The sequence below is a fragment of the Pseudolysinimonas kribbensis genome, from assembly GCF_039531715.1.
GTDB lineage: Bacteria > Actinomycetota > Actinomycetes > Actinomycetales > Microbacteriaceae > Pseudolysinimonas > Pseudolysinimonas kribbensis.
In genome coordinates this window covers 1,170,254-1,194,107 of the sequence record NZ_BAAAQO010000002.1, presented here as the reverse complement: position 1 = coordinate 1,194,107, position 23,854 = coordinate 1,170,254, and the positions used below count along the sequence as shown (strand labels likewise).

At 70.3% G+C, this 23,854-nt stretch carries 19 protein-coding genes; 5 read left to right on the top strand and 14 right to left on the bottom strand.

Features of this window, described 5'->3' with window-relative positions:
* Positions 1-28: 28 nt before the first annotated feature.
* Positions 29-1,300 (top strand): MFS transporter, encoded by a 1,272-nt coding sequence (locus ABD285_RS06530; RefSeq protein WP_344201224.1) that lies wholly within the window; start codon positions 29-31, stop codon positions 1,298-1,300.
* A gap of 59 nt (positions 1,301-1,359) precedes the next feature.
* Here the strand turns inward: ABD285_RS06530 and ABD285_RS06525 are convergent, their stop codons facing one another.
* From ABD285_RS06525 to ABD285_RS06510, 4 genes are all read right to left on the bottom strand, one after another.
* A complete protein-coding gene (locus tag ABD285_RS06525) occupies positions 1,360-1,623 on the bottom strand; it encodes a hypothetical protein (protein WP_284254452.1) in 264 nt (87 codons plus the stop codon).
* A 29-nt stretch (positions 1,624-1,652) separates the two neighbouring features.
* A complete protein-coding gene (locus ABD285_RS06520; protein ID WP_344201223.1) occupies positions 1,653-3,269 on the bottom strand; it encodes a toxin glutamine deamidase domain-containing protein in 1,617 nt (538 codons plus the stop codon).
* Positions 3,270-3,336: 67 nt separating this feature from the next.
* Positions 3,337-5,709: an ATP-dependent helicase gene (locus ABD285_RS06515; RefSeq protein WP_284254449.1), complete on the bottom strand. Its 2,373-nt coding sequence runs from the start codon at positions 5,707-5,709 to the stop codon at positions 3,337-3,339.
* 51 nt (positions 5,710-5,760) lie between these two features.
* The gene (locus tag ABD285_RS06510; RefSeq protein ID WP_344201221.1) at positions 5,761-6,714 is read right to left on the bottom strand and encodes a glycerophosphodiester phosphodiesterase family protein; all 954 of its coding nucleotides are present in this window, start codon (positions 6,712-6,714) and stop codon (positions 5,761-5,763) included.
* 25 nt (positions 6,715-6,739) lie between these two features.
* Here ABD285_RS06510 and ABD285_RS06505 point away from each other — a divergent pair, with 25 nt between their 5' ends.
* From ABD285_RS06505 to ABD285_RS06495, 3 genes are all read left to right on the top strand, one after another.
* Positions 6,740-7,222, top strand: coding sequence for a DUF4190 domain-containing protein (locus ABD285_RS06505; protein ID WP_344201218.1), 483 nt, complete (start codon positions 6,740-6,742; stop codon positions 7,220-7,222).
* Positions 7,223-7,333: 111 nt separating this feature from the next.
* Positions 7,334-8,161, top strand: a complete 828-nt coding sequence (locus tag ABD285_RS06500) for a Bax inhibitor-1/YccA family protein (protein WP_284254447.1) — start codon at positions 7,334-7,336, stop codon at positions 8,159-8,161.
* Positions 8,162-8,256: 95 nt separating this feature from the next.
* The gene (locus ABD285_RS06495) at positions 8,257-9,219 is read left to right on the top strand and encodes an IS481 family transposase (RefSeq protein ID WP_284255698.1); all 963 of its coding nucleotides are present in this window, start codon (positions 8,257-8,259) and stop codon (positions 9,217-9,219) included.
* Between the two features lie 9 nt (positions 9,220-9,228).
* On the opposite strand, the gene guaA is transcribed toward ABD285_RS06495, so the two are convergent.
* Positions 9,229-10,833 (bottom strand): glutamine-hydrolyzing GMP synthase, encoded by a 1,605-nt coding sequence (gene guaA / locus ABD285_RS06490; RefSeq protein WP_284254446.1) that lies wholly within the window; start codon positions 10,831-10,833, stop codon positions 9,229-9,231.
* On the bottom strand, positions 10,830-11,264 hold the full coding sequence (locus ABD285_RS06485; RefSeq protein ID WP_284254444.1) for a DUF3817 domain-containing protein: 435 nt from the start codon (positions 11,262-11,264) through the stop codon (positions 10,830-10,832). Before ABD285_RS06485 ends, guaA begins: the two co-directional genes overlap by 4 nt.
* A gap of 62 nt (positions 11,265-11,326) precedes the next feature.
* Here ABD285_RS06485 and ABD285_RS06480 point away from each other — a divergent pair, with 62 nt between their 5' ends.
* Positions 11,327-13,078, top strand: a complete 1,752-nt coding sequence (locus ABD285_RS06480) for a cation:proton antiporter (RefSeq protein ID WP_344201213.1) — start codon at positions 11,327-11,329, stop codon at positions 13,076-13,078.
* Between the two features lie 6 nt (positions 13,079-13,084).
* Here ABD285_RS06480 and ABD285_RS06475 read toward each other — a convergent pair whose 3' ends face one another.
* From ABD285_RS06475 to ABD285_RS06440, 8 genes are read right to left on the bottom strand one after another with little or no spacing between them, the layout of a single operon-like run.
* Positions 13,085-13,858, bottom strand: coding sequence for an SURF1 family cytochrome oxidase biogenesis protein (locus ABD285_RS06475; protein WP_344201210.1), 774 nt, complete (start codon positions 13,856-13,858; stop codon positions 13,085-13,087).
* Positions 13,858-15,306, bottom strand: a complete 1,449-nt coding sequence (locus ABD285_RS06470) for a cation:proton antiporter (protein WP_284254442.1) — start codon at positions 15,304-15,306, stop codon at positions 13,858-13,860. The genes ABD285_RS06475 and ABD285_RS06470 overlap by 1 nt, the downstream gene beginning before the upstream one ends.
* Complete coding sequence (locus ABD285_RS06465) at positions 15,306-15,833, bottom strand: cation:proton antiporter regulatory subunit (protein ID WP_284254441.1); 528 nt, start codon at positions 15,831-15,833, stop codon at positions 15,306-15,308. Before ABD285_RS06465 ends, ABD285_RS06470 begins: the two co-directional genes overlap by 1 nt.
* A gap of 55 nt (positions 15,834-15,888) precedes the next feature.
* Positions 15,889-17,010, bottom strand: coding sequence for a GuaB3 family IMP dehydrogenase-related protein (locus tag ABD285_RS06460; protein WP_425564953.1), 1,122 nt, complete (start codon positions 17,008-17,010; stop codon positions 15,889-15,891).
* A 2-nt stretch (positions 17,011-17,012) separates the two neighbouring features.
* A complete protein-coding gene (locus tag ABD285_RS06455) occupies positions 17,013-19,886 on the bottom strand; it encodes a glycoside hydrolase family 2 TIM barrel-domain containing protein (protein ID WP_284254438.1) in 2,874 nt (957 codons plus the stop codon).
* Positions 19,883-22,006 (bottom strand): alpha-galactosidase, encoded by a 2,124-nt coding sequence (locus tag ABD285_RS06450; protein WP_344201203.1) that lies wholly within the window; start codon positions 22,004-22,006, stop codon positions 19,883-19,885. Before ABD285_RS06450 ends, ABD285_RS06455 begins: the two co-directional genes overlap by 4 nt.
* A 2-nt stretch (positions 22,007-22,008) precedes the next feature.
* Entirely contained in the window at positions 22,009-22,911 is a 903-nt protein-coding gene (locus ABD285_RS06445; protein ID WP_284254436.1) for a carbohydrate ABC transporter permease, read from the bottom strand.
* Complete coding sequence (locus ABD285_RS06440; protein ID WP_284254435.1) at positions 22,912-23,853, bottom strand: carbohydrate ABC transporter permease; 942 nt, start codon at positions 23,851-23,853, stop codon at positions 22,912-22,914. It abuts the gene before it with no gap.
* Position 23,854 lies beyond the last annotated feature (1 nt).

The following is a 23,854-nucleotide window of genomic DNA, read 5'->3' as shown; positions in this document are numbered from 1 at the left end:
TCAAGCGCTCAGCCCCTAGGCTTACCCGGTGAGATTCGTCGCCCTCCGCGCCCCCTGGTACAAGGGCTACTGGGCCGGGGGGTCGCTCATGATGGGCGGCGACAACATGGAGCACGCCATCACCTACTGGGTGATGTGGCAGACGTTCCACTCGCCGATCCTGGCGGGGCTCGCCGTGCTGACCCACTGGTTGCCCCACCTCTTCTTCTCGATCCCGCTCGGCGGTCTCGCCGACCGGTTCGACTGCCGCCGGCTCGTGCAGGTCTCGGGGCTGCTGTTCATCACGGCGTCCGTCGGATGGGGCGTGCTGTTCGCCACGAACTCGCTCCAGCCCTGGGAGTGCGTCGCCCTCTTGCTCGTGCACGGCTTCGCGAGCGCCATCTGGAAGGCGCCCGACCAGTTGATGCTCTACGACATGGTCGGGCCGGAGGGCGTGCCGAGCGCGGTGCGCCTCATGGCGACGGGCCTGACCCTCGGCCAGCTCGTCGGCCCCGCGATCGGCGCGCTGCTGCTGACCACGGTCGGCCCGACGGTCGCGATCTTCCTCAACGTGCTCATGTACCTGCCGTTCATCACGTACCTCTTCATCACGCCGATGACCGGGCATGTGCGGGATGCCGGACGTCGCGCGGCGGCGCACTGGAGCGACATCATCTCGGTGCTGCGCGATGTGCCGAAATATCCGGCGATCCTGATCGTGATGATCCTGCAGGGGGCGGTGGCCCTGTTCATCGGCGCAGCGCTCATGCCCCTGCTGCCCGAGTTCGGCGGCACCCTCGGCGTCCCGGACGGGGCGGGCTATGCCGTGCTCATCTCCTCGATGGCCGCCGGCGCGCTCGTCTCGGGCATCACACTCGAGGCGATCGGGCGCATTCGGGCGAGCGTCCGCGTCGTGATCACGACGGCCATCGCGTACGCCCTGTCGATCCTCGTCTTCGCGTTCTCGCACAGCTATGCGCTGTCGATCGTCGCCCTCTTCGTCGCGGGCGCGGGCAGCCTGATCACGTCGTCGACCTCCACCACGATCGTGCAGCTCACCGCGCCGCCCGAGCGCCGCGGACGGTTCGTGGGCGCCGCCGGGATGACGTCCAACGGCTTCCAGGCCGGCAGCGGCATCCTGATGGGCCTGCTCGCGGGCGCGCTCGGCGTGAGCGGCGCCGTGGCGTTCGGCGCGGTCGGGATCCTCGTCGTCGCCGCCGCGCTGCTCGTCGTCGTGCTGGCGCGCGGGCGCCGGATGCCGGCTCCGGTCACGGCGACGATCCAGGTCGTCGACACGGCGTCGAACCCCGTCGTGGAGTAGTGCCTCGACGACGGGTCAGTCCGTCTCACGCCGCACGGGCCTCGTCGCCAGATCGGCGATCACGCGCCGCGACTCTTCCGCCATTCCGCGATGAACTCCTCCGGCTTGAGCGCGGTCCCGAGCACGAACGCGCCCGATCCGTCGCGCGGCACAGCGATCGGACCATAGAGCTGCTGAAGGAAGACATCCTTCGTCTCCAGGTATTCGACGCTGTTCCAGGCATAGAGCACGACGTCGCCGAGGTCCGTCACGCGGATCCGTCCGTCGTCGCCGGTCCAGAACGCCGCAGGCCGGGCGATTTCGACCTCGAGCTTCTTGAGCATGCGCTCCGCCTCGGGGAATGTCGCATCGTTCACAGAAACCACCTTCCCGCAAGGAAAAACAGACGTTCGAACGGTTCGAGTCGAGCGAACTGACCGATCTGGCCGTCCACGAAGACGACGCCGTTCTGATCATGAATCACATTGAAAACGTGACCAACCAGCTCTGGCCCGCGGTCCACGAACACCACCGAGGTTGCCCCATCTCCGGCATCGCTCATCGAGCGTACGACATCGTCGTAACCTCCGACCTGACCCCAATGACCACCCAACGCGTCCGCGACGTTCGAAATAGGCGCACCGCCGGCTCCGACGGAACCTGCCACCTCGACGCTCCCCGCGGACAGCGTGCGATCGGTGGCGACGACGCAGTTGGTGCAGTTGTCCATGAATCCGGGCTGCTGCTTGAGGGCGCGTCCGAGGTTCACGTCGCTCAGCTTGGGATACGCGTGCTGGAACACCGACGTCATGAGGCCCGGCGGGCCCGACTCGGCATGGATCGCCTTGAGCGTGCCACCGGGCACCGCCGTCGCGAGATCGGAGATCCTGCGCACCAGCGGCACGATTGTCTCGGACGAGGCGACACCATTCCGCAGGTCGCTCGCGACGCGCTGGACGGCCTCCCCCGCGCGCACCACCGTCGGCACGACGCGTTCCCCGACTCTGGTCAGGGCCATCGCCGCGACGGCCGCGTGTCCGGCGGTGCCTGCGAGGGCGAGCAGGCGACCGCCGGGGATGAGTCCGATGGTGAGGAGGGCGAGTTCGCCCCAGGCGTTCTTGCCCTGAGCGATCGACATCAATGCGTTGAGCATGAGAAGGGCCGTCGCCGCGATGATCAGGGCCCACACCAGCGGACCTCCCACGAAGATCGCGACGATCGACACGATTGTCAACACCACGGTCGCGATCACCACGATCGCCTGCCACGCCGCGCTGTCCTGGATCGCTTCCCACACCGATGAGGGCTTGACCGCCTTGCCCCTGGCGTCGCCGATCGCCTTCACCGCGATCTTCTCGGCACCATCACGGGCGGCCTTCGCCTCCATGACAAGACGCTTCGCCGCCTCCAGCCGCGCATTCGCCGACGCCATCGACGCGCTCGCCGCATCCATCGACGACTGCAACTGCGACACGTTCCTGCCCGTCGCCCGCAACTGTGCATCCGTCGGCATCGTCACGCCTGAGGGCGGCGGCACATCCTGATACTGCTTCTGCAGCTTCTGCTGGCTCAGCTGCTGCGCATGCGCCGTCGACCACGACCGCTGCGCCTCGTCATACGCCGACCGCGCACTCGCCAGATCCGCGTGCGCCTCCCGCGCCTGCGCCAAACCTCGATCCGCCTGCGACTGCGCATCCTCCAACGCCGACGCCCACACACCCAACGCACTCGCCACCAGCGAATACGAATCATCGGCCTTCGACAGCTCCTCCGGCATCCGATCCGTCTCGGACCGAAACACCGACCCCGCCTCACCAACCCACGCCTCCGCCGATTGCGAGGCACGCATTGCCCGCACCACACTCGCCGCATTCGCCGCCACATAGGCGATGTCCGTGTACTTCTGCGCCACCTGACGGATCCCGAACGAATCACCCGGCGTCGGATCCGCCTCCAGATCGACCAGATACCAATCCGACGGACGCACCACGCTGACATCGAAGCATCTCGAAGGTGGGGTCTGTGAGATTTGCCCACATCCGCGGTGTTCGCAGCGCCTACAGCTTCTCGATCGGCGCGATCTTGATGAGCAGCCGCTTGCGCCCCGCCGTGTCGAACTGCACCTCGGCGATCGACTTCGAGCCGGTGCCGGTGACGTCGGTCACCCGACCCTCGCCGAAGTCGGTGTGCCGGATGCGGTCGCCAACCGCCAGCGTCAGGTCGCCGTTGTCGCGCACCGTCGCCGTCACGGCCGAGGTCCATTCCTTCTTGGGCCGGTCGGAGGGGAACGAGGTCGAGTACGAGAACTTCGGGCGTCCGCCCTCGCGCGAGGTGACGGCCCGCGGACGCATGGCGTTGCGGCCGGCCGCGTCACCCGGCGACTGCTTCCAGTCGATCAGGGATGCCGGGATCTCCTGCAGGAACCGTGACGGCATCGCGACGCTCGGCTCGCCGAACAGCGACCGGGTCATCGAGAGCGAGACGTACAGGCGCTTGCGTGCTCGGGTGATGCCGACGTAGAACAGGCGCCGCTCCTCGGCGATGCCGCCGGGTTCGCCCGACGAGATGCGGTGCGGCAGCAGCTCCTCCTCGACACCCGTCAGGAACACCGCGTCGTACTCGAGCCCCTTCGCCGTGTGCAGGGTCATGATCGACACCGAGCCGTCCTCGTCGTCGATCTCGTCGGCCGCGGCGAACAGCGCGACGCCGGTGAGGAAGTCGACGAGGTTGCCCTCCGGGGTCTGACGCCGGAACTCGCGGGTCTGCGCCACGAGCTCCTCGAGGTTCTCGGCGCGGGCCTCGTCCTGCGCGTCGCCCGACGCGCGCAGCCCGGCGAGGTACCCGGTCTGCTGGAGCAGCGTGTTCAGGATGTCGGCGGGCGCGGCCGTGGCCGCCGTGGCGGCGACGTCGTCGAGCAGCTTCGCGAGATCGAGGATCGCCCCCGTGACTTTCGCCCCGAGGCCGAGGGAGGCGGCATCCCGCATCGCATCGCGCAGCGTCTGCCCGGTGCGCTCGGCGTGCGCCTGCAGCGCCGCCTCGGTCGCCGGGCCGATGCCGCGCCGGGGTACGTTCATCACCCGGCGCAGGGCGAGGTCGTCGTCCGGGTTCGCGATCTGGATGAGGTACGCCATGGCGTCCTTGATCTCGGCACGCTCGTAGAACTTGGTGCCGCCCGGGATCCGGTACGGGATCGCGGAGCGGATGAAGATCTCCTCGAGCGGCCGGGTCTGCGCGTTGGTGCGCACGAAGACCGCGACGTCGTCGTAGGTCTCGCCCGCCTTCTTGAGCGCCTCGATCTCGTCGGCGACGAACTGTGCCTCGTCGTGCGCCGAGTAGCCCGTGTAGCCGACGATGCGCTCGCCCGCGCCGCCGGTGGTGAAGAGGTTCTTGGCGACCCGGTCGAAGTTGTTGCCGATGACGGCGTTGGCCGCGTCGAGGATGTTCTGCGTGGAGCGGTAGTTCTGCTCGAGCAGCACGACCTTCGCCTGCGGGAAGTCCTGCTCGAACTCGACGATGTTGCGCATGTCGGCGCCCCGGAAGGCGTAGATCGACTGGTCGGAGTCGCCGACGACCGTGAGCGTGGCCGCGGGGATGCCGCCGTCGGCACCGACGCGCATCCGGGTGTCGAGCGGCACGTGCTCGGGCGCGACCGGGCGCACCAGTTCGCGGATGAGCGCGTACTGCGCGGCGTTGGTGTCCTGGTACTCGTCGACGAGCACGTGCCGGAACCGGCGCTGGTAGAGGGCCGCGACATCCGGGAACGCGCGGAACAGGTAGACCGTCTCGGCGATGAGGTCGTCGAAGTCGAGGGCGTTCGCGCGTCGCAGGCCCTGCGTGTAGCGGCGGAACAGCTCGAGGAACGCGGACTCCTTCGGGTCGTCCATGTTCACCTGCCGGGCGAACAGGTCGACGTCGGTGAGCTCGTTCTTGAGCTTCGAGATGCGGTTCGCGACGCCCGCGACGCTGAAGCCGAGGGTGTCGGCATCCAGCTCCTTCAGGATCCGCTTGAGCAGCGCGCGGGAGTCGGCGGTGTCGTAGATCGTGAACCCCTGCTTGAGGCCCATGACCTCCGCCTGCCGGCGCAGGATGCGCACGCACGCCGAGTGGAAGGTCGAGATCCACATGCCGTCGGCGTCGCTGCCGACGAGCTCGCGGATGCGCCCGCGCATCTCGGCGGCCGCCTTGTTGGTGAACGTGATCGCGAGGATCTGGCTGGGCCACGCCTCGCGGCTCGCGATGAGTCCGGCGATGCGGCGGGTGAGCACGCTCGTCTTGCCGGAGCCGGCGCCCGCCACGATGAGCAGCGCGGGCCCGCGGTACAGCACCGCCTCGCGCTGCTGCGGGTTGAGCCCGGCGAGCAGCTCCTCGTCGACGGTCACCGCGTCGGGGGTGGCCTGGTCTCCATCGAGGTCATCGAGGAGCCACGTCATGATCCCCGATTCTACGTTCGGCCTCCGACCCCGGCTCGTGCTCCCCGAGGCCTACTCGGCCCGCTCGCGCGCGGCGACTCCGAGGTCCGGATGATCGACGAAGATCCCGTCGACACCGGTGGCGATCGCGGCGCGGTACTCCGCCATCCAGTCGCCCCAGTCGGCCTTCGAACCCGAGCCGCGGTGCGCGGGGGCGAGGAAGCGGTTCTCGGGGCGCAGCGTCCAGGTGAAGGCGAGCATCCCGGCGTCGTGCGCGCGGTCGACGAGCTCCGGCGAGCGGAACAGCCGCGGCTTGCCGACGCTGATGCCGTCGACGTCGAGGGCGCGCAGCTCTCCCGCGACCTCCGCGTCGTAGGCGACCGCGGTGTCGGGGGCGTGCCCGCCGTCTTCGATCAGGTACACGTAGCGGGCGGCCACGCCGCGATCCCGCATCCGGTGCAGCAGGCCGCGCTCGAAGCACTCGACTACGAGACGCTCCGGATGCCGCCAGCGACCCAGCTCGGCCGCGACGAGCTCGTCGAGCGGCAGGCCGATCGACGCGAAATGGGTGGGGTGCTTCACCTCCGCCACGAGCGTCATCGGCCGCCCTGCGGCGTCGAGGATCTCGAGGAGGTCGCGCAGCCGGAGGATCGGATCGAGTCCGTCGAAGGTCGCCGAATGCTGCCGCAGCTCGGGCAGGCGCTCGACCGCGCGCAGGGTCGCGAGCTCGGCCCAGGTGAAGTCCTCGGTGAACCAGCCGGTCAGCCGTACGCCGTCGATCGTCTTCGTCGTGCGGCGGTCGGCGAACTCCGGATGCCGCGCGACGTCGGTCGTGCCGGAGATCTCGTTCTCGTGCCGGAGCACGAGCTCGCCGTCCTTCGTCGCGACGATGTCGGGCTCGATCGCGTCGGCGCCGAGGGCGATCGCGAGCTCGTATGCGGAGCGCGTGTGCTCCGGCCGGTAGCCGCACGCGCCCCGATGCCCGATCACCAGAACGGGGGTCGAGGGACGAGGGCCGGCGCTCATGACGCCACGGTAACGTCGAGGTGACATGTCCGCCTGTGCGAACTGCGCCCGAGAGCTTCGCCCGGACTGGAAATTCTGCATCCACTGCGGGACGCCCACCGGCGTCGTGCCCCCACGCCCGGATGCCGTGGCCGGGCCCGCCACGGCGTCCGTCGCCGAGCCCACCGCGGAGCCCGTCTCCCACGCCGTCGGCGATGGCCACCCGGTGACGCTGCCCCTCGCCCCGCCACCGGTCGCGCCCGCCGCTCCCCCGACCCCGATCCGCACCCGGTCACGCGAGCGCGTGCGGCTGCGTCGCCGGCGCCTGAATCCGCTGGCGGTCGTCGCCCTCGTGCTCGGGTGCCTCGTGAGCCCGGTCGCCGCGCTGTTCGGCCACATCGCGCTCATGCAGATCGCGGCATCCGGTGAGCGCGGACGACTGGCGGCGATCATCGCGATCGTGCTCGGCTACGCGTCGCTCGTGTTCATCGTCGGTCTCGGCATCGTCTACCTGGTCGGCAACGCCTGAAGCCGATCGAGCCCGGCAGGGCTGCGCGGTCGCGGTCGGTGCCGGGCGGTCTGGGGGCGGTCTCAGGGCACCTGCCCAGCAACGATGTCCAGGAAATTCTTAGAATCGATGATGGCCAATTTCGCCTTCTCGAACTCCCCCGCCTTCGACGACCGGGCCGCGCGCCGGATCGCCCAGCGGGACGCCGTCGCCGGCGTGCCCCCGGTGCCCGTCCCGACTGCGGAGCAGCTCCAGGCCCAGTACGACCTCCCGACGGCGACCGCCGACGAGGCCGGCCGGATGACCTACGAGGACACCATCGTCAAGACGCTGATCTCGTTCGGCATCCTGGTGGCGGCCGCGGCGATCGGCTGGTTCGTGCCGATCGTGACGATCCCCGCCGCTCTCGTCGGCTTCGTGCTCGCGCTCGTCAACACCTTCAAGCGCAAGCCGTCGCCCGCGCTCGTGCTGCTGTACGGGGGCGCCGAGGGCCTCTTCGTGGGAGGCATCTCGAGCTTCTACGCGTCGCTGTGGCAGGGCATCGTCCCGATCGCGGTGCTCGGCACGCTGGGTGTGGTCGGTGTCACGCTCGCTCTGTTCGCGAGCGGCCGGGTGCGGGCGTCGGCGAAGGCGACCAAGGTGTTCCTGGTCCTGCTGGTCGGGTACCTGGTGTTCTCGGTGATCAACGTCGTGCTGATGCTGACCGGTGTCGTGAGCGGGTTCGGCGGCCTGCGCGACGTGACGATCTTCGGCATCCCACTCGGCATCCCGCTCGGGATCCTCGTGGTGCTGATGGCGGCCTACTCGCTCGTCGTCGACTTCGACCAGGTGAAGCGCGGTGTCGAGACCGGCCAGCCGCGGATCTACGGCTGGACCGCAGCCTTCGGGATCATGGTCACCGTCGTGTGGCTGTATCTCGAGATCCTGCGGCTCGTGTCGTACTTCATGCCGCGCAACTAGCTGTAGTTCCTCGGGACGTTGTGATCGTTTGAGGTAGCGAAGACCTCCGGGACGATGTGGGTAACCACACTCTCATCGTCAAACCGGAGGTCTTCGTGACTCACGTTAGAGCGCCTTTCGCGCCCGAGGGCAGGCTTCGGCTTGCCCGGTTGATCGTCGAGCAGGGCTGGTCCGCGAGACGAGCTGCTGAGCGGTTCCAGTGCTCGCCGGCGACGGCTTCGAAGTGGGCTGCCCGATATCGGGCGGGGCTGCCGATGACGGATCGCAGCTCACGCCCGCACCAGTCGCCCACCAGGTGCTCGCGGCGGCTGGAGCATCGGATCGTCGCGTTGCGTTTCGTTCGTCGCTGGGGTCCGCATCGGATCGGTTATCACCTGGGCATCCCGCGCTCGACGGTCGGAAGGGTGCTTGAGCGTTATCGGATGCCGTTGCTTGCACATCTGGATCAAGCGACCGGACTGCCGGTCCGGCGGTCGCGTCTCGTTCGCTATGAGAAGGCCGCTCCGGGCGAGTTGGTCCACGTTGATATCAAGAAACTCGGCCGCATCCCCGATGGCGGAGGCCACCGCACCCTCGGACGCACCATCGGCAACCACAACAACAAGAAGCAGGGTCGTGGCTATGCGTTCCTGCACCACGCGGTCGATGATCACTCCCGGCTGGCCTACTCCGAGATCCTCGCCGACGAACGCAAGGAGACCGCAGCCGGTTTCTGGATCCGAGCCGCAGCGTTCTTCGCCGCCGCAGGCATCCGCATAGATGCTGCGATGACCGACAACGGATCCTGCTATCGCTCTCGCGACTTCGCCGCCGCCCTCGGCAGCACCCGACACGTCTTCACCCGCCCCTACCGACCCCAGACCAACGGCAAGGTGGAGCGGTTCAACCGCACCCTCGCCGCCGAATGGGCCTACGCCAAGCACTACCCCTCAGACGAAGCACGAGCAGCCGACTATCCCCGCTGGCTGCACTTCTACAATCACCACCGACCCCACACCGGAATCGGCGGCCTTATCCCAGCAGCCCGCGTCCACAACCTCACGGGGAACTACAACTAGCGCGTCCCGCTATTCCCATTCGATGGTGCCCGGCGGCTTCGACGTGACGTCGAGCACGACCCGGTTGACGCCGGCGACCTCGTTCGTGATGCGGTTCGAGATGCGCGCGAGCAGGTCGTAGGGCAGCCGGATCCAGTCGGCGGTCATGGCATCCTCGGATGACACCGGTCGCAGCACGATCGGATGCCCGTAGGTGCGGCCGTCGCCCATGACGCCCACCGAGCGCACGTCGGCCAGCAGCACGACCGGGCACTGCCAGATCTCGCCGTCGAGGCCCGCCGCGGTCAGCTCGGCACGCACGATGGCGTCGGCCTCGCGCAGCAGATCGAGGCGTTCCCGCGTGACCTCGCCGACGATCCGGATGCCGAGCCCCGGCCCCGGGAACGGCTGCCGTCCGACGATCACCTCGGGCAGCCCGAGCTCGCGGCCGATGGCCCGCACCTCGTCCTTGAACAGGGTGCGCAGCGGCTCGACGAGCTCGAACTGGAGGTCCTCCGGCAGGCCGCCGACGTTGTGGTGGCTCTTGATGTTCGCGGTGCCGGAACCGCCGCCCGACTCGACGACATCAGGGTAGAGCGTGCCCTGCACGAGGAACCGGATCGGGTCGCCCTCGGCCGCGAACTCGGCGATGAGCTCGGCCTGCGCCTGCTCGAAGACCCGGATGAACTCGCGTCCGATGATCTTGCGCTTGGTCTCCGGATCGCTCACCCCGGCGAGCGCGTCGAGGAACCGGTCGACCGCGTCGACGGTCACGAGCCGCACACCGGTCGCGGCCACGTAGTCCCGCTCGACCTGCTCCCGCTCGCCCGCGCGCAGCAGCCCGTGGTCGACGAACACGCATACGAGCTGGTCGCCGACCGCCTCGTGCACGAGCGCCGCGGCCACCGCGGAGTCGACGCCGCCCGACAGGGCGCACAGCACCCGGCCGGACCCGACCTGCGCGCGGATCTTCGCGACCTGGTCGGCGATCACGTTGCCGCTGTTCCAGTCGGCCGGGATGCCGGCCTCCTTGTGCAGGAACCGCTCGATCACCGCCTGCCCGTGCTGCGAGTGCCGCACCTCCGGGTGCCACTGCACGCCGTAGAGCTTGCGCTCGTCGCTGCCGAACGCGGCGACCGGGGTGTCGTCGGTGGTGGCGAGCACCTCGAAGCCTTCGGGCGCCTGCACGACGGAGTCGCCGTGCGACATCCACGCGGTCTGCTCCTCGGGCTGCCCGGAGAGGAAGCTGCCGGCGACCGATCCGTCGGGGTGCGCGACGTGCACCTGCGTCGACCCGTACTCGCGACGCCCGGTCTTGGCGACCTCGCCGCCGAGCTGCTGCGCCATCACCTGGAAGCCGTAGCAGATGCCGAGGGTCGGCACGCCCAGCTGAAGGATGCCGGGGTCGAGCTCCGGCGATCCGGGCTCGTAGACGCTCGACGGCCCGCCGCTCAGCACGATGCCGGCCGGCTGCTTCGCGGCGATCTCCTCCGCGGTGATCGTGTGCGGCACGATCTCGCTGTAGACGCCGGCCTCGCGCACCCGGCGCGCGATCAGCTGCGCGTACTGGGCGCCGAAGTCGACGACGAGCACCGGCCGCCGGGTGGCATCCGGCTCCGACGCCGGCTCGGTCACGCGGCGACCTCCGCCGACGCGGCGGCCGGCACCTCCGCGAGCCGGGCGTTCACGTACGCCGGGATGCGGAACTCGAAGTAGAAGGAGAGGAACGGGATGATGCCGCCGAGCGCGAAGAACAGGAACCGGCCGAACGAGAACCGCAGCATCCGCCACAGCAGGAAGTCGAGGCCGAGGTAGAGCACGTACAGCCAGCCGTGCGCGATCAACTCGAGGGTCGAGAAGTTGACGGCCGTGATCTCCTTCGGCGGCACGAGCGCGACCAGCCCGAACGGGCCGCCCACCTCGATGTCGACGTGGAAGGCGTAGCGGAGCACCATCATCGTGCACAGGCCGAGCAGGAAGACGCCCGTGACGATCGCCGAGACCCGGAAGACCGCCAGCACGATGCGGATGCGCGGCACGTCCTCGGGGCGGGGTCCGGCGGGCATGCCCCGATTCTACGGGCGGCGGATGGGCGGTCGCCGACCGCCGGATCCCTACGCTGGTGCCCATGGGACTCGAGCTCGGCATCTACGCCGTGGCCGCGGTCGCCGTGATCGTGGCGGTCGCGGCGTTCTCGCAGAAGCTCGGGATCGCGGCGCCGATCATCCTGGTCGTCGTCGGGGTCGGCATCTCCTACCTGCCGGGCGTGCCGTTCATCGAGGTGCCGGGGGAGCTGGTGCTCGACGCCGTGCTGCCGCCGCTGCTCTACGCGGCGGCGATCACCGTGCCGATCACGGAGTTCCGGCGCAACGCCGCGCCCATCGTCAGCCTCTCGGTGCTCCTGGTCATCGCGACGGCCTTCGGCGCGGGCTTCTTCCTGTACGCCGTGCTGCCCGACCTCAACCTGGGCGCGGCGATCGCACTCGGCGCGATCATCAGCCCGCCGGATGCCGTGGCCGCCACCTCGATCGGCCGGCGGTTGGGGCTCCCCCCACGCCTGCTCGCCCTGTTGGAGGGCGAGGGACTGCTCAACGATGCGACCGCCCTCGTGCTGCTGCGCTCGGCCCTCGCCGCCGCCGCGGGCACTCTCGCGACACCGTGGAACGCGATCGGCGACTTCCTGCTCTCCGTGGCCGTGGCCGTCGCGATCGGCCTCATCGTGGGCATCGTCACCGTGTTCATCCGCTCGCGCCTGTCCGACAGCGTTCTCGACACCGCGATCAGCCTCGCCGTGCCGTTCGTCGCGTTCATGCCCGCCGAGGCGCTCGGGGCATCCGGCGTGCTGTCGGTCGTCGTCGCCGGCCTGTACACCGGCCACTCGCGCTCCCGTGCCCTCTCCGCGCAGGCCCGGATCACCGAGCGCACCAACTGGCGCACGATCCAGTTCCTGCTCGAGAACGGCGTCTTCCTGCTGATCGGGATCGAGATCCGCACCCTCATCAACGACATCGATCCGCAGGTGCTGGGGCTCGGCGAGTCGATCGGGATCGGCCTCATCGCGACGCTCGCCGTCGTCGTCATCCGCTACCTCTGGGTCGGGCCGCTCCTGCTCGGGATGGCCGGGGTCGCCCGGCGCGCGGAGCGGCGGATGCTGCGGGAGTACCTCGTCATCCACCACTACCGCAATCATCCGGTCACCAACGTGCTGCAACGGCGGCGCAAGGCCCAGCTCGAGCGGCGCTTCGAGCGTGACCGGGCCGACCTCGAGCACCATCGGCAGCAGCAGGTCGGATGGCGCGGCGGCGTCGTGCTCGGATGGACCGGCATGCGCGGCGTGGTCACTCTCGCCGCCGCGCAGTCGCTCCCCATGGACCCCGACGTGATCCCGTACCGTCCCCAGCTCGTGCTCATCGCGTTCACCGTCGCGGTCGTCAGCCTCGTGCTGCAGGGCGGCACGCTGCCGCTGCTGATCCGGGTGCTCAAGGTGCGCGACGACGACACCACCGCGCACCAGGAGGACCTCGCCCGCCTGCTCGACGACCTCAGCCAGGCCGGCATGGGCGTGCTCGACGATCCGGAGACCGCGATCGGCGTCGAGTCGCCGATCGACCCCGACGTGATCGAGCGCGCCCGGCAGTCGAGCTACATCCGGGCGGAGGCGGTCTGGGAACGCGCACGATCGCAGAACCTGGCGACCTCCGACCAGCCGCACCTGCTCTACCGCGCCCTGCGGCTGGCCATGGTCGAGGTGGAGCGCGAGAAGCTGCTCGAGGAGCGCCGCAAGGGCGCCTACTCCACGCGCGCGCTCGACGACGCCCAGGCGCTGCTCGATCTGGAGGAGTCGCGGCTGCGGCTGCGCGGCGGTGGCATGCAGCGCTGAGCGGGGTTACTCGACCTGCTCGAGCGACTCGTTCTCGTGTTCGACGACGTCCCTCACGAGGCGGTACCAGAGGTAGATCGCGAAGCCTGCGAAGACCGCCCACTCGATCGCATAGAACAGGTTGAGCCAGTTGACGGCATCCGGGGGGATCGGCCGGGGCGAGTCGATCCGGGTGAGGCCCTCCGGCGCCGAATGCGACACCAGATAGCCGGGGTAGACGTGCCCGGTGAAGTGCGCCCACTGGTTGATGAAGGCCGCGACCGACGCCGCCGACTGCACGCCCTTCTCGGCCTTCGGACCATCCGGAGCCTCCGACGGCAGGTAGCGGCCGACGAGCGGGGTCGGGATCGCCGCGGTCGCCTCGGCCGCGCGGGCGGCGGCGCGCGTGGGCGCCCATCCGAGCGCGACCGCCAGCTCGTCGCCGTCCGTCGTGACGGCGTGCCCGACGAGCCACCAGCCCTGCCGGTCGCCGTTCAGCCGCTCGCTCAGCAGCACCCAGTCGCCCGGAACGAGCTGGGCGTCGACGCTCGCCATGCGTCCGAGCTGGTCGTCGCGGAACGTCGTGCCGGTCTTCGCGAACGACGTGAGCGGCACGACCTTCTCGGTTTTTGGTCCCGAGGTCGCGGTGGAGGCGACGCTGCGGCCCAGCTGCCACTGGCCGAGCCAGGCGAAACCGGCGGCGAGCGCGAGGGCGAGCACGAGCGCGGCGATCCAGCGCGGCCGGCGGGCGACGCGCGCGAACGTGACGGGCTCGGCGAACCGTCCGGGGGCGAGCGTCATCAGTACTCCGGGTCGCGACGGCGGGCGCTGTCCCGGTCGACGGCCTCGACGTCGACGGCGGATTCGGTGTCGGCCTCCGCCGCGGCGTCGGCGGTCTGCGCGGCGTCGGCCGTGACGACGGCCTCCTCCTCGGGCCGCTCTCCCGCGGCGATCTCGAACGCCTCCGGCAGATCGTCGCCCGACATCGCGGCCTCGGCGAGGGCGAGCTCCGCCTCGCGCTCGACGTCGACGTTCGGGCTGGTGACGATCCGGCGCCGGCGCCGGCCGAAGAGACCGCCGATGCGCTCCGAGTTGACGGCCAGTATCGGCCCGACGATCGCCATGATCAGAACGTACAGACCGGCGAAGGGAGTCAGCCGGGAGTCGAGGCCCGCCCCCGCCGCCAGCGTCGCCAGGATGAGCGCGAACTCCCCGCGATTCTGCAGCATCGCGCTCACGTTCAGCCCCTCCGCGGGCGTGAGCTTGTTCAGCACCGCGATGAGCTGACCGCCCGCCGTGTTGAGCACGAGCGTGAGCACCACCGCGAGGATCACCGGCACGAGCACCGACCCGAACTGCGACGGTTCCAGTGCGAGCCCGAACTCGAGGAAGAAGAAGGCGGCGAACACGTCGCGCAGCGGCAGGGACAGCTGCTCGATGCGCGCCCGGAACCGTGTCGCGCCGAGTACGAGCCCGATCAGGAACGCGCCGATCGCGTCGGAGACGCCGAGCAGCTCGCCGATGCCGCCGAACGCGACCGCGAGACCGAAGAACACGATCGTGAACAGTTCGTCGTCGCGGGTGCCGATCAGTCGCGAGACGAACCGGCCGCCCCAGCGCGCGAGCACGAACATCCCGATCAGGAAGCCGAACGAGATCGCGAGCTCGCCGACGATCTGCCACACGTCGGTCTTGCCGTTCAGGATGACGGTCACGATCGCCAGGTAGATCGCGATGAAGACGTCCTCGACGATCGCGATGCCGAGCACCGTCGGGGTCTCGTTGTTCGCGAGGCGGCGCAGCTCGATGAGCAGCTTCGTGATGATCGCGCTGGAGCTGGTGGCGGTCATCCCGGCGATGATGAGCGCCTCGCGCGTGCCCCACCCGACCCACAGCCCGAACAGGAAGCCGACGCCGAAGTTGATGATGATCCGGCTGCCGCCGGAGATGATCAGGCTCGTGAAGTTGCCGAAGAAGGCGTCCTGGTCGAACTCGAGGCCGAGGTTGAACAGCAGGAAGATGAGCCCGAAGACGGCGATGAGGTGCACGTCGGCGGACGGCACCTCGAGGGGGAAGAAGTGGAAGTTCGGGCTCGCGATGAGGCCGACCAGCATGTAGATCGGGATCGCCGGCAGTCCGATGAGCTTGCCGAGCCGCCCCAGGATGTAGGCGATGACGAACAGCGCGCCCAGCACGAGAAGCTCTTCGCCGATGGACTGGCCGGCATCGGACTGGGCGGCGAACAGCATCAGCGACCCGGCGGAGCGACGGCCTCGGACTTGGAGAACTCGCCGGCACGGTAGAAGTGGAACGCCTTCGCGACCTTCTCCGGAGCGCCCGCGAGCACGAGCGTGTCGCCCGGGAACACCTTGAAGTGCGTGTCGGGAGCGGGATTGGCGGACTCGCCGCGGACGACGGCCACCACGGTCACGCCGGCGAGCCCGCGCTCGGTCATGTCGCCGAGCGGCTGACCGGCGATGTGGTCGTCGTAGTCGACGTGGAACCAGTCGATGGACAGGCCCGGGATCTGGTCGAGGCCGCTGAGCGACTCGGTGATGCGGGTGCCGCCCAGCAGCTCCGCGAGCGTGTGCGCCTCGTCCTCGTCGAGCCGGAGCGAGACCTTGTTGGTGTGGTCCTTGTCGGCGGCGTCGGCGAACGACACGAGGTCGCTATGGCCGGAGCGGTGGGTGATGACGCCGACCTTGCCACCGTCGTCGGTCACGAAGGTGTGCAGCACCCCCACCCCGGGGAGCTTCACACGACGGACGTCGACCATCCTTCTATTCTACCGGCGCTCGTTTCGGGGCGCCCGGGGTTCGCGCAGAGCGAGGTCAGCTGCGGGTGTACGGCGCGACGACGACCTCGACGCGCTGGAACTCCTTGAGATCCGAGTAGCCCGTCGTGGCCATCGACCGGCGCAGCGCGCCGATCACGTTCGTGCGGCCGTCGGCCGCGCTCGACGGGCCGAACAGCACCCGCTCGAGCGGCGCCACCGTGCCCACCTCGACGCGGTGACCGCGCGGCAGCTCCTCGTGGTGCGCCTCGGCGCCCCAGTGCCATCCGGCGCCGGGCGCCTCCTCGGCACGGGCCAGGATCGAGCCGAGCATGACCGCGTCGGCGCCCATCGAGATCGCCTTGACGACGTCGCCGGAGGTGCCGAGGCCGCCGTCCGCGATGACGTGCACGTAGCGGCCGCCCGACTCGTCGAGGTAGTCGCGGCGTGCGCCGGCGACATCCGCGACGGCGCTCGCCATCGGCGCGTGGATGCCGAGGCTCGTGCGCGTCGTCGACGCGGCACCGCCGCCGAAGCCCACGAGCACGCCCGCGGCGCCGGTGCGCATGAGGTGCAGCGCCGCGGTGTAGGTCGAGGCGCCGCCGACGATGACCGGCACGTCGAGCTCGTAGATGAACTTCTTGAGGTTGAGCGGCTCGGTGGTCTTGCTGACGTGCTCGGCGCTCACCGTCGTGCCGCGGATCACGAACAGGTCGACGCCCGCGCCCACGACGGTGTCGCTCAGTTCGGCCGTGCGCTGCGGGCTGAGGGCGCCCGCGACCGGCACGCCGGCCGCCCGGATCTCCGCGAGGCGTTGGGTGACCAGCTCGGGCTTGATGGGCTCCGCGTAGATCTCCTGCAGCCGCCGGGTCGTCTCCGCCTGCGGCAGCGCGCGGATCTCGGCGAGCACCGGCTCCGGGTCGTCGTACCGGGTCCAGACGCCCTCGAGGTCGAGCACGCCGAGCCCGCCGAGGCGGCCGATCGCGATCGCCGTCTCGGGGCTCACCACGGAATCCATCGGCGCCGCGAGCACCGGCATCTCGAAGGTGAACGCGTCGATCGTCCAGCTGACGCTGACGTCCTGCGGGTCGCGCGTGCGGCGACTGGGCACGATCGCGATGTCGTCGAAGGTGTACGCCCGCCGCGCGCGCTTCGCACGCCCGATCTCGATGTCGCTCACCATCAGATTCTAGTGAGCGCGATGCGGCCTTCCACGGTGCGGGGAGTCAGGCGGTACGGCTCCAGCACGCCCGGGCCGCAGGATGCCGTGCCGATGCCGTGCTGCGCGAGATCGATGGTGAGCCAGCTGCCCTCGCCGGGGTCCGGGAGATCGGTGGGGTGTGCCGCCGCGGCGAGCTGGGCGGCGGTCCACGGGCTCACCGTGAACGCGAACGGCTCGCCCGTGATGCCGAGGCCGCTGCCGCGCGCGTCGGTCAGATCGACCGATACGACGCCGCGGCGCGAGCCGTTCTCCTGGGGGCGCACGTAGTCGGTCCGCAGCTCGTCGGGGCTCGCCGACCACTCGCCGAGGCGCGCCGCGAGGCCCGTGTCGGGGTACGCCTGCCCGGGCCCGAGCCCGAGCCAGTGAGCGCTCGGTGCGAACGGGAGCCGGAACCGCAGCCCCGCTCGCGCCCAGGTGCACGGCCACGCGCCCACGGGCTCCACCCGCACGCCCATGCCGAGCACGTCGCCGTCGCTCGTGTACCGGATGCGCACCCGCGCGCCCCAGTCGAAGATCGCGGGCGCGACCCGGGTCACGATCTCGACGAACGTGCCGCCGGCCTCCACCGACTCCACGCGGGTGGTCAGCCGCGGCAGCTCCGCGGCCTCCCACGCCTGCTCCTCCGAGAGCTCCTCGCGGTCGTGCCCGCGCAGCGGCAGCAGCCCGTGGCCGCGGTCGTTGTCGGTGGGCGCGCGCCAGAGCACGAGCTCCGGGCCGCCGAGATCGAGGTCACCCCGGTCCGGGTCGTCGAGGCGCAGCAGTCCCGTGACGGCGTCGATGCGGGCGGAGCCGAGCGCGATCGTGCGGCCCTCGCGCCGCGGCGCCCCCGTCGCGGCGGGAGCCGCCGGCACCGCGAGCGCGCCGCGCTGCGCCCACGCCACCTCGTGCCCGGCGGGTGCCCAGGTGCTCTCGCCGGCAGTCACCACGCGGATCGTGAGCACCCCGTCGCCGCGCGCCCGGTCGGGCAACGGCACGACGGCGCTCTCCCGCGGCGCGACCTCGGGCAGCGCGAGTTCGCCGCTCACGACCGCCCCCGCGGCGGTCGACAGCTCCCACTCTGCGCGCAGCCACGACACCCCGATGTGGTCCTGCCGGTTCGCGATCTCGACCTCGTCGGCGCCGATCCGCATCCGCACCGGTGCGAACACGGTCGCGAGATCCGCGAGCTGCGGGCGGGGGTTCCGGTCCGCATCGACGAGGCCGTCGGCCACGAAGTTGCCGTCGTGCACGGGCTCGCCGAAGTCGCCGCCGTATGCCCAGTACTCCCGCCCGTCGGGCGTGCGGCGCCGGATGCCGTGCTCCAGCCACTCCCACACGAATGCGCCCGCCATCCGGTCGCTCGAGTCCAGCAGCTCCTGGTACTCGGCCAGCCCGCCCGGCCCGTTGCCCATCGCGTGCGCGTACTCGCAGAGCAGGAACGGCATCCCGCGTCGGCGCGCATCGAGAACGGGGTCGTCGAGCGGCGGCTCCTCGCCGCGCGCGATGAGGGCGACCTCCTCGGGATGCGCGTACATGCGCGAGTAGACGTCGGTGTCGGCGGCCGTCCAGTCGCCCTCGTAGTGCAACGGCCGCGACGGGTCGCGCCGCCGCGCCTCCTCGGCCATCGCCGCGAGGTTGCGACCGACGCCCGACTCGTTGCCGAGCGACCACATGATCACGCTCGGGTGGTTGCGGTCGCGCTCGACGGTGCGCGCCATCCGGTCGCGGTAGGCGGCCTCGTAGGCCGGGTCGTCGCTCGGGTTGCCGCGCCAGTCGACGTGGATGAAGCCGTGCGTCTCGAGGTCGCACTCCACGATGAGCCAGAACCCGAGCTCGTCGGCGAGGTCGGCGAGGTCGGGATGCGGCGGGTAGTGCGAGGTGCGGATCGCGTTGATGTTGTGGCGCTTCATGAGCCGCAGCTCGTGCTCCACGGTCGCCCGCGGCACGACTCGGCCGAGGTCGGGGTGGTGCTCGTGCCGGTTGACCCCGCGCAGCAGCACCGGCCGGTCGTTGACGAGGAAGCGGTGCCCGTCGATGCGCACCGTGCGGAACCCGATGCGCAGCCGCGCGGTCTCGCCCGGAGCCGCCACCACGAGGTCGTACAGCCGCGGCGCCTCCGCCAACCACGGCTCGGCTCCCGGCACCTCCACCCGCTGCCCCGCGGCGAGCTCGATGCCCAGCTCGGGCACGCTCACCCGGGCGGGCGCGTCGGCATCCACCTCGACCCGCAGCGTCGCGACGCCGTCCCGCCAGTCGGCCTCGACCCGCAGGTCCCGGATGCCGTCCGCCGGCCGGTCGAGCACGGTGACCGGCCGGAACAGCCCCGGCAGCCACCACATGTCCTGGTCTTCGAGGTAGCTCGTCTCGGCCCACCGCGCGATCCGCACGACGAGCAGGTTCGAGCCGGACCGCACCTCGCGCGACACGTCGAACTCGTGCACGAGCCGGCTGCCGCGGGTCGTGCCGACCTCGACGCCGTTGACCACGACCGTGCCGGCGGCGTCGACGCCCTCGAGTCGCAGCACCGTCGCATCCCCCGGCTCCCAGTCGAAGCGCACCGCGTGGTCGGCGACCGGGTTCTCGTCGGGCACGAAGGGCGGCTCGACCGGGAACGGGAACTTCGTGTTCGTGTACCAGGGGCGTCCGTGGCCCTCGGCCTGCATCGGCCAGCTCGACGGCACCGGGATCCGGCCCCAGCCGTCGATCGCGAGCTCCGGATCGCCGAGGTCGTCCGGCGCCTCGGCCCACGACGGCGAGAACCGCACGGCCCACTCGCCATCGAGCGACAAGGTGCGCGCATCGGTCGCGAACCGCGCGCGCGCGGCGAGCGCGTCGGATCCCGTGAAGTCGGTCACCGCACCTCCCGTACGTCGAGCAACAACGCGTGCTCGGGCAGCAGTGCGGGCACCGGCACGCCGATGACCGCCAGCGCCGCGCCGGTCAGCTCGAGCTCGCCACCGGCCGCGATCCACGCGGGAGCACCGCGCTCGCCGACGCCGCGCTCGTCGAGCGGCAGGCCGAACCGCACCCGATAGCGCCGTGCCGGGTCGAGCCCGGGCAGTGTCGCGGGCGGGGTCTGCTCGTCCGGGGCGAGCGTCAGCTGCGCCACGACGAACACCGCCTCGGAGCGGTCGTCGGCGACGACGCCGTAGACCGTCGACGACGGGCCGCGGTCGTCGGCGTGCACGAGACGACCGGAGTGCAGCAGCTCCCGCCGGTCGCGGTAGTAGGCGATGGCCTGCGCCAGTTCGGCGCGCTCCGCGTCGGACGCGCGCAGGATGTCCCACTCGATGCCGAAGTGCCCCACGAGCGCGGTGATCGCCCGGAACGACAGGTCCTGCGTGCGGCCGGTCGTGTGCGAGTGGGCCGGGCCGATGTGCGCGCCGACCAGCTCGGGCGGGATCAGCGCCTGCGTGCCGCGCTGGATCAGTTGCCGTTCGAGCGCATCGTTCGTGTCGGAGGCCCAGACCCGATCGGTGCGGGCGAGCACGCCGAGGTCGACGCGCGCGCCGCCCGACGAGCAGCTCTCGATCTCGACGTCCGGATGCCGCCGCCGCAGCTCGTCGAGCATCCGGTACGCGGCGAGGGTCTGCGCGTGCGTCGAGGCGCGGCCACCGGAGCCGAGCTCGGTCTGGTCGCGGTTCTGGTCCCACTTGAGGAACGCGATGCCCTGGTTCTCGCTGAGCAGGGCGTCGAGCTGCCCGAGCACGTGCGCGAACGCGTCGGGGTTGACGAGGTCGAGCACCTGCTGATGCCGCCACTCCAGCGAACGCCGGCCCGCGGGTCCGGCGATCCAGTCGGGGTGCGCCCGCACCAGGTCGGAGTCCTCATTGACCATCTCGGGCTCGACCCAGAGGCCGAACCGCATGCCGAGCGCCTCGACGCGCTCGATGAGGGGGCCGAGCCCCTGCGGCCACACGTCGGCATCGACGACCCAGTCGCCGAGCCCCGCGTGGTCGTCGCGGCGGCCGCGGAACCAGCCGTCGTCGAGCACGAACCGCTCGACGCCGACCGCGGCCGCGGTCTCGGCCAGGCGGCTGAGCTCGTCCAGGTCGTGGCGGAAGTAGACCGCCTCCCAGGTGTTGAGCACCACCGGACGCGGGGTGCGAGGATGCGTCGGTCGCGCCCGCAGCATCCGGTGGAACCGTGCGCTCACGCCATCGAGCCCCTCGGTCGAATGCGCGGCCAGCAGCTCCGGAGCCGTGTACCTCTCGCCGGCGCCGAGCACGACCTCGCCCGGATGCAGCAGCTCGCCCGCGGCGATCACCGTCTGACCGTCGCCGAGTCGCTCGACGCGGTGGCGGTGGTCGCCGCTCCAGGCGAGGTGGATGCCCCACACCTCGCCGCGGCCGAAGCCGAACCCGGCGGTGCCGGCCGCGAACAGCCCGGTCGCATCGTGACCGGTGCGGCCGTGCCGCCCCGCACGCACCCACTCGCCGTGCGCGATCCCGTGGCGCTGCTGCTGCTTCTCGCGACCCCAGCGTCCGGCGTGGTCGAGCACCTCGGCCGCCCGCGCCGGCAGTGGCAGCGCCAGCTCGAGGCCCACGAGGCGATAGGCGGCGTCGCTCGCGTTCTCGAGCTCCGCCGACGCGTGCAGGATGCCGTGCGCGTCGAGCTCGAGCCCGATGCGCACGCGCAGCCGCGCCACGGCATCCTCGAGCTCGAGGTCCAGGCGGGTCGCGGTCGCGTCGGCCGACCGCACGGTCAGCAGCGGCGAGTAGCCCGAGCCGTCGTCGCGCGCACCGCTCAGCCCGGGAGCGCCGCGCCATCCGCGGGACGCCTGCGGCACGAGCGAGGGGCGAATCGGCACGTCGAAGTTCGACCGCGGCACCGCGGGGAGCAGCAGTGCGGCATCCGGCAGCGGCGCGGGCAGTGCGTCTCCCCAGTGCACGATGACGGCGTCCCCGTCGCGCAGGTCGACGAGCAGCGCGGTGCCGCCGTTCTCGAGGTAGGCCTGCTCCATTCCCGCGGGCACCGTCAGCCCTTGCTCGCGCCGAGGGTCAAGCCGGCCACGAACTGGCGTTGCAGCGCGAGATAGACGATGAGGGTGGGGATCACGATGATGACCGCCCCGGCCGCCAGCAGGTTGTAGTTGGACAGGAACTGCCCCTGCAGGTTGTTGATCGCGGTCGTCACCGGCAGCCGGTTGCCCGACTGGATGAGGATCAGCGGCCAGAAGTAGTCGTTGTAGATGAAGATCACCTCGAGTGTCGCGAGCGCGGCGAGCGCCGGGCGGGTGAGCGGCATGATGATCCGCACGTACTGCGTCCACACGCCCGCGCCGTCGACCCGCGCGGCCTCGGTCAGCTCGGTCGGGATCGCCTTCATGTAGTTCGACAGCACGAACGTGCAGAAGCCGATCTGGAATCCGGTGTTCGCGGCGATCACACCGACCAGCTGGTTCAGCAGCGTGCCGGAGTCGGAGATCGAGTACGGCAGCTGGATCAGCTTGAACAGCTCGAAGATCGGCGTCGCGAGCACCTGCGGTGGCAGCAGGTTGCCGGCGGTGAACATGATGAGCAGCGTCACGTTGAACTTCCACGAGAAGCGGCTCACCGCGAACGCCATCATCGACGCGAACAGCAGGGTGAGGATCACGGTCGGCACCGTGATGATCACGGAGTTGAGGAAGTAGGTCGGGAATCCGCCCTGGTTCCACGCGTCGATGAAGTTCTGCAGGTTGTAGGTGCCGGCGATCGAAAAGTACCCGTACTTGTCGGTGTCGGCCTTCGGGCGCAGCGCCGTGTACAGCGACCACAGCAGCGGGATCAGCCACATCACCGCCATGACGATGAGGAACAGGTGCGTGCCGACGTGCGGGCGCCTGCGTACCGGCCCCGTCCTCGACGGGGTGCGGGCGCTGACGGTGACGGCGCTCATTCAGATCTCCCGGTTGCGGAACGTGCGGACGAGATAGAAGACGATCGGCACGAGCGAGATCACGAGCAGCACGACCGCGAAGGCGCTGCCGATGCCGATCACCTGCGTCTCGCCGACCAGGTACTTGACGACCAGCACGCTCAGCAGCTCGAGGCCGTTGTTGCCGCCGTTGATGACCCACACGATGTCGAAGGCGCGCAGCGACTCGATGATCGTGATGACCACGATGATCACGTTCGTCGGCGCCATGGCGGGGAAGACGACGCGGAAGAAGGTCTGCGCCCCGTTCGCCCCGTCGAGGGATGCCGCCTCCCGCAGGCTCGGGTCCACGCCCTTCAAACCCGCCAGGTACAGGATCATGATGTAGCCCGCGTGGCGCCAGGTGGCCGCGACGAGCGCCGCCCACAGGTTGACGTTGGCGTTGCCGAACCAGTCGATCGCGCCGCTCGTGCCGGCGGTGCCGAGCAGGTTGTTGATGAAGCCGTTGTCCTGCGAGTACATGAGCTCCCAGATGATCCCGATGAGGGCGACCGAGAGCATGACGGGCAGGAAGAAGATCGACTGGTAGATGCGCGATCCACGGATCTTCTGATCCAGCAGCACGGCCAGCAGCAGACCGAGCGGCGTGCCGATGACGGCGAGGAACAGCAGCCAGACCACGTTGTGCAGCAGCGCTGGGAGGAACTGCGGCGACTGAGTGAGGGCGAACGTGTAGTTGGTGAGCCCGTTCCAGTGGAAGCTCGTGAACGACAGGCCGTCCCACTTCATGAACGAGAGGACGACGGAGGCGACGAGCGGCAGCCAGACGAGGATCACCTGGATGATCGTCGGCAGGCCGATCATGACGCCCAGGACCCCGCGGTCCCGGCCGGTGAGCTGACGCAGATGCCTCCGCGGCGCCGGGGTGACCGACGCCGCGGAGATCGGGTTCAGATCCGTCACG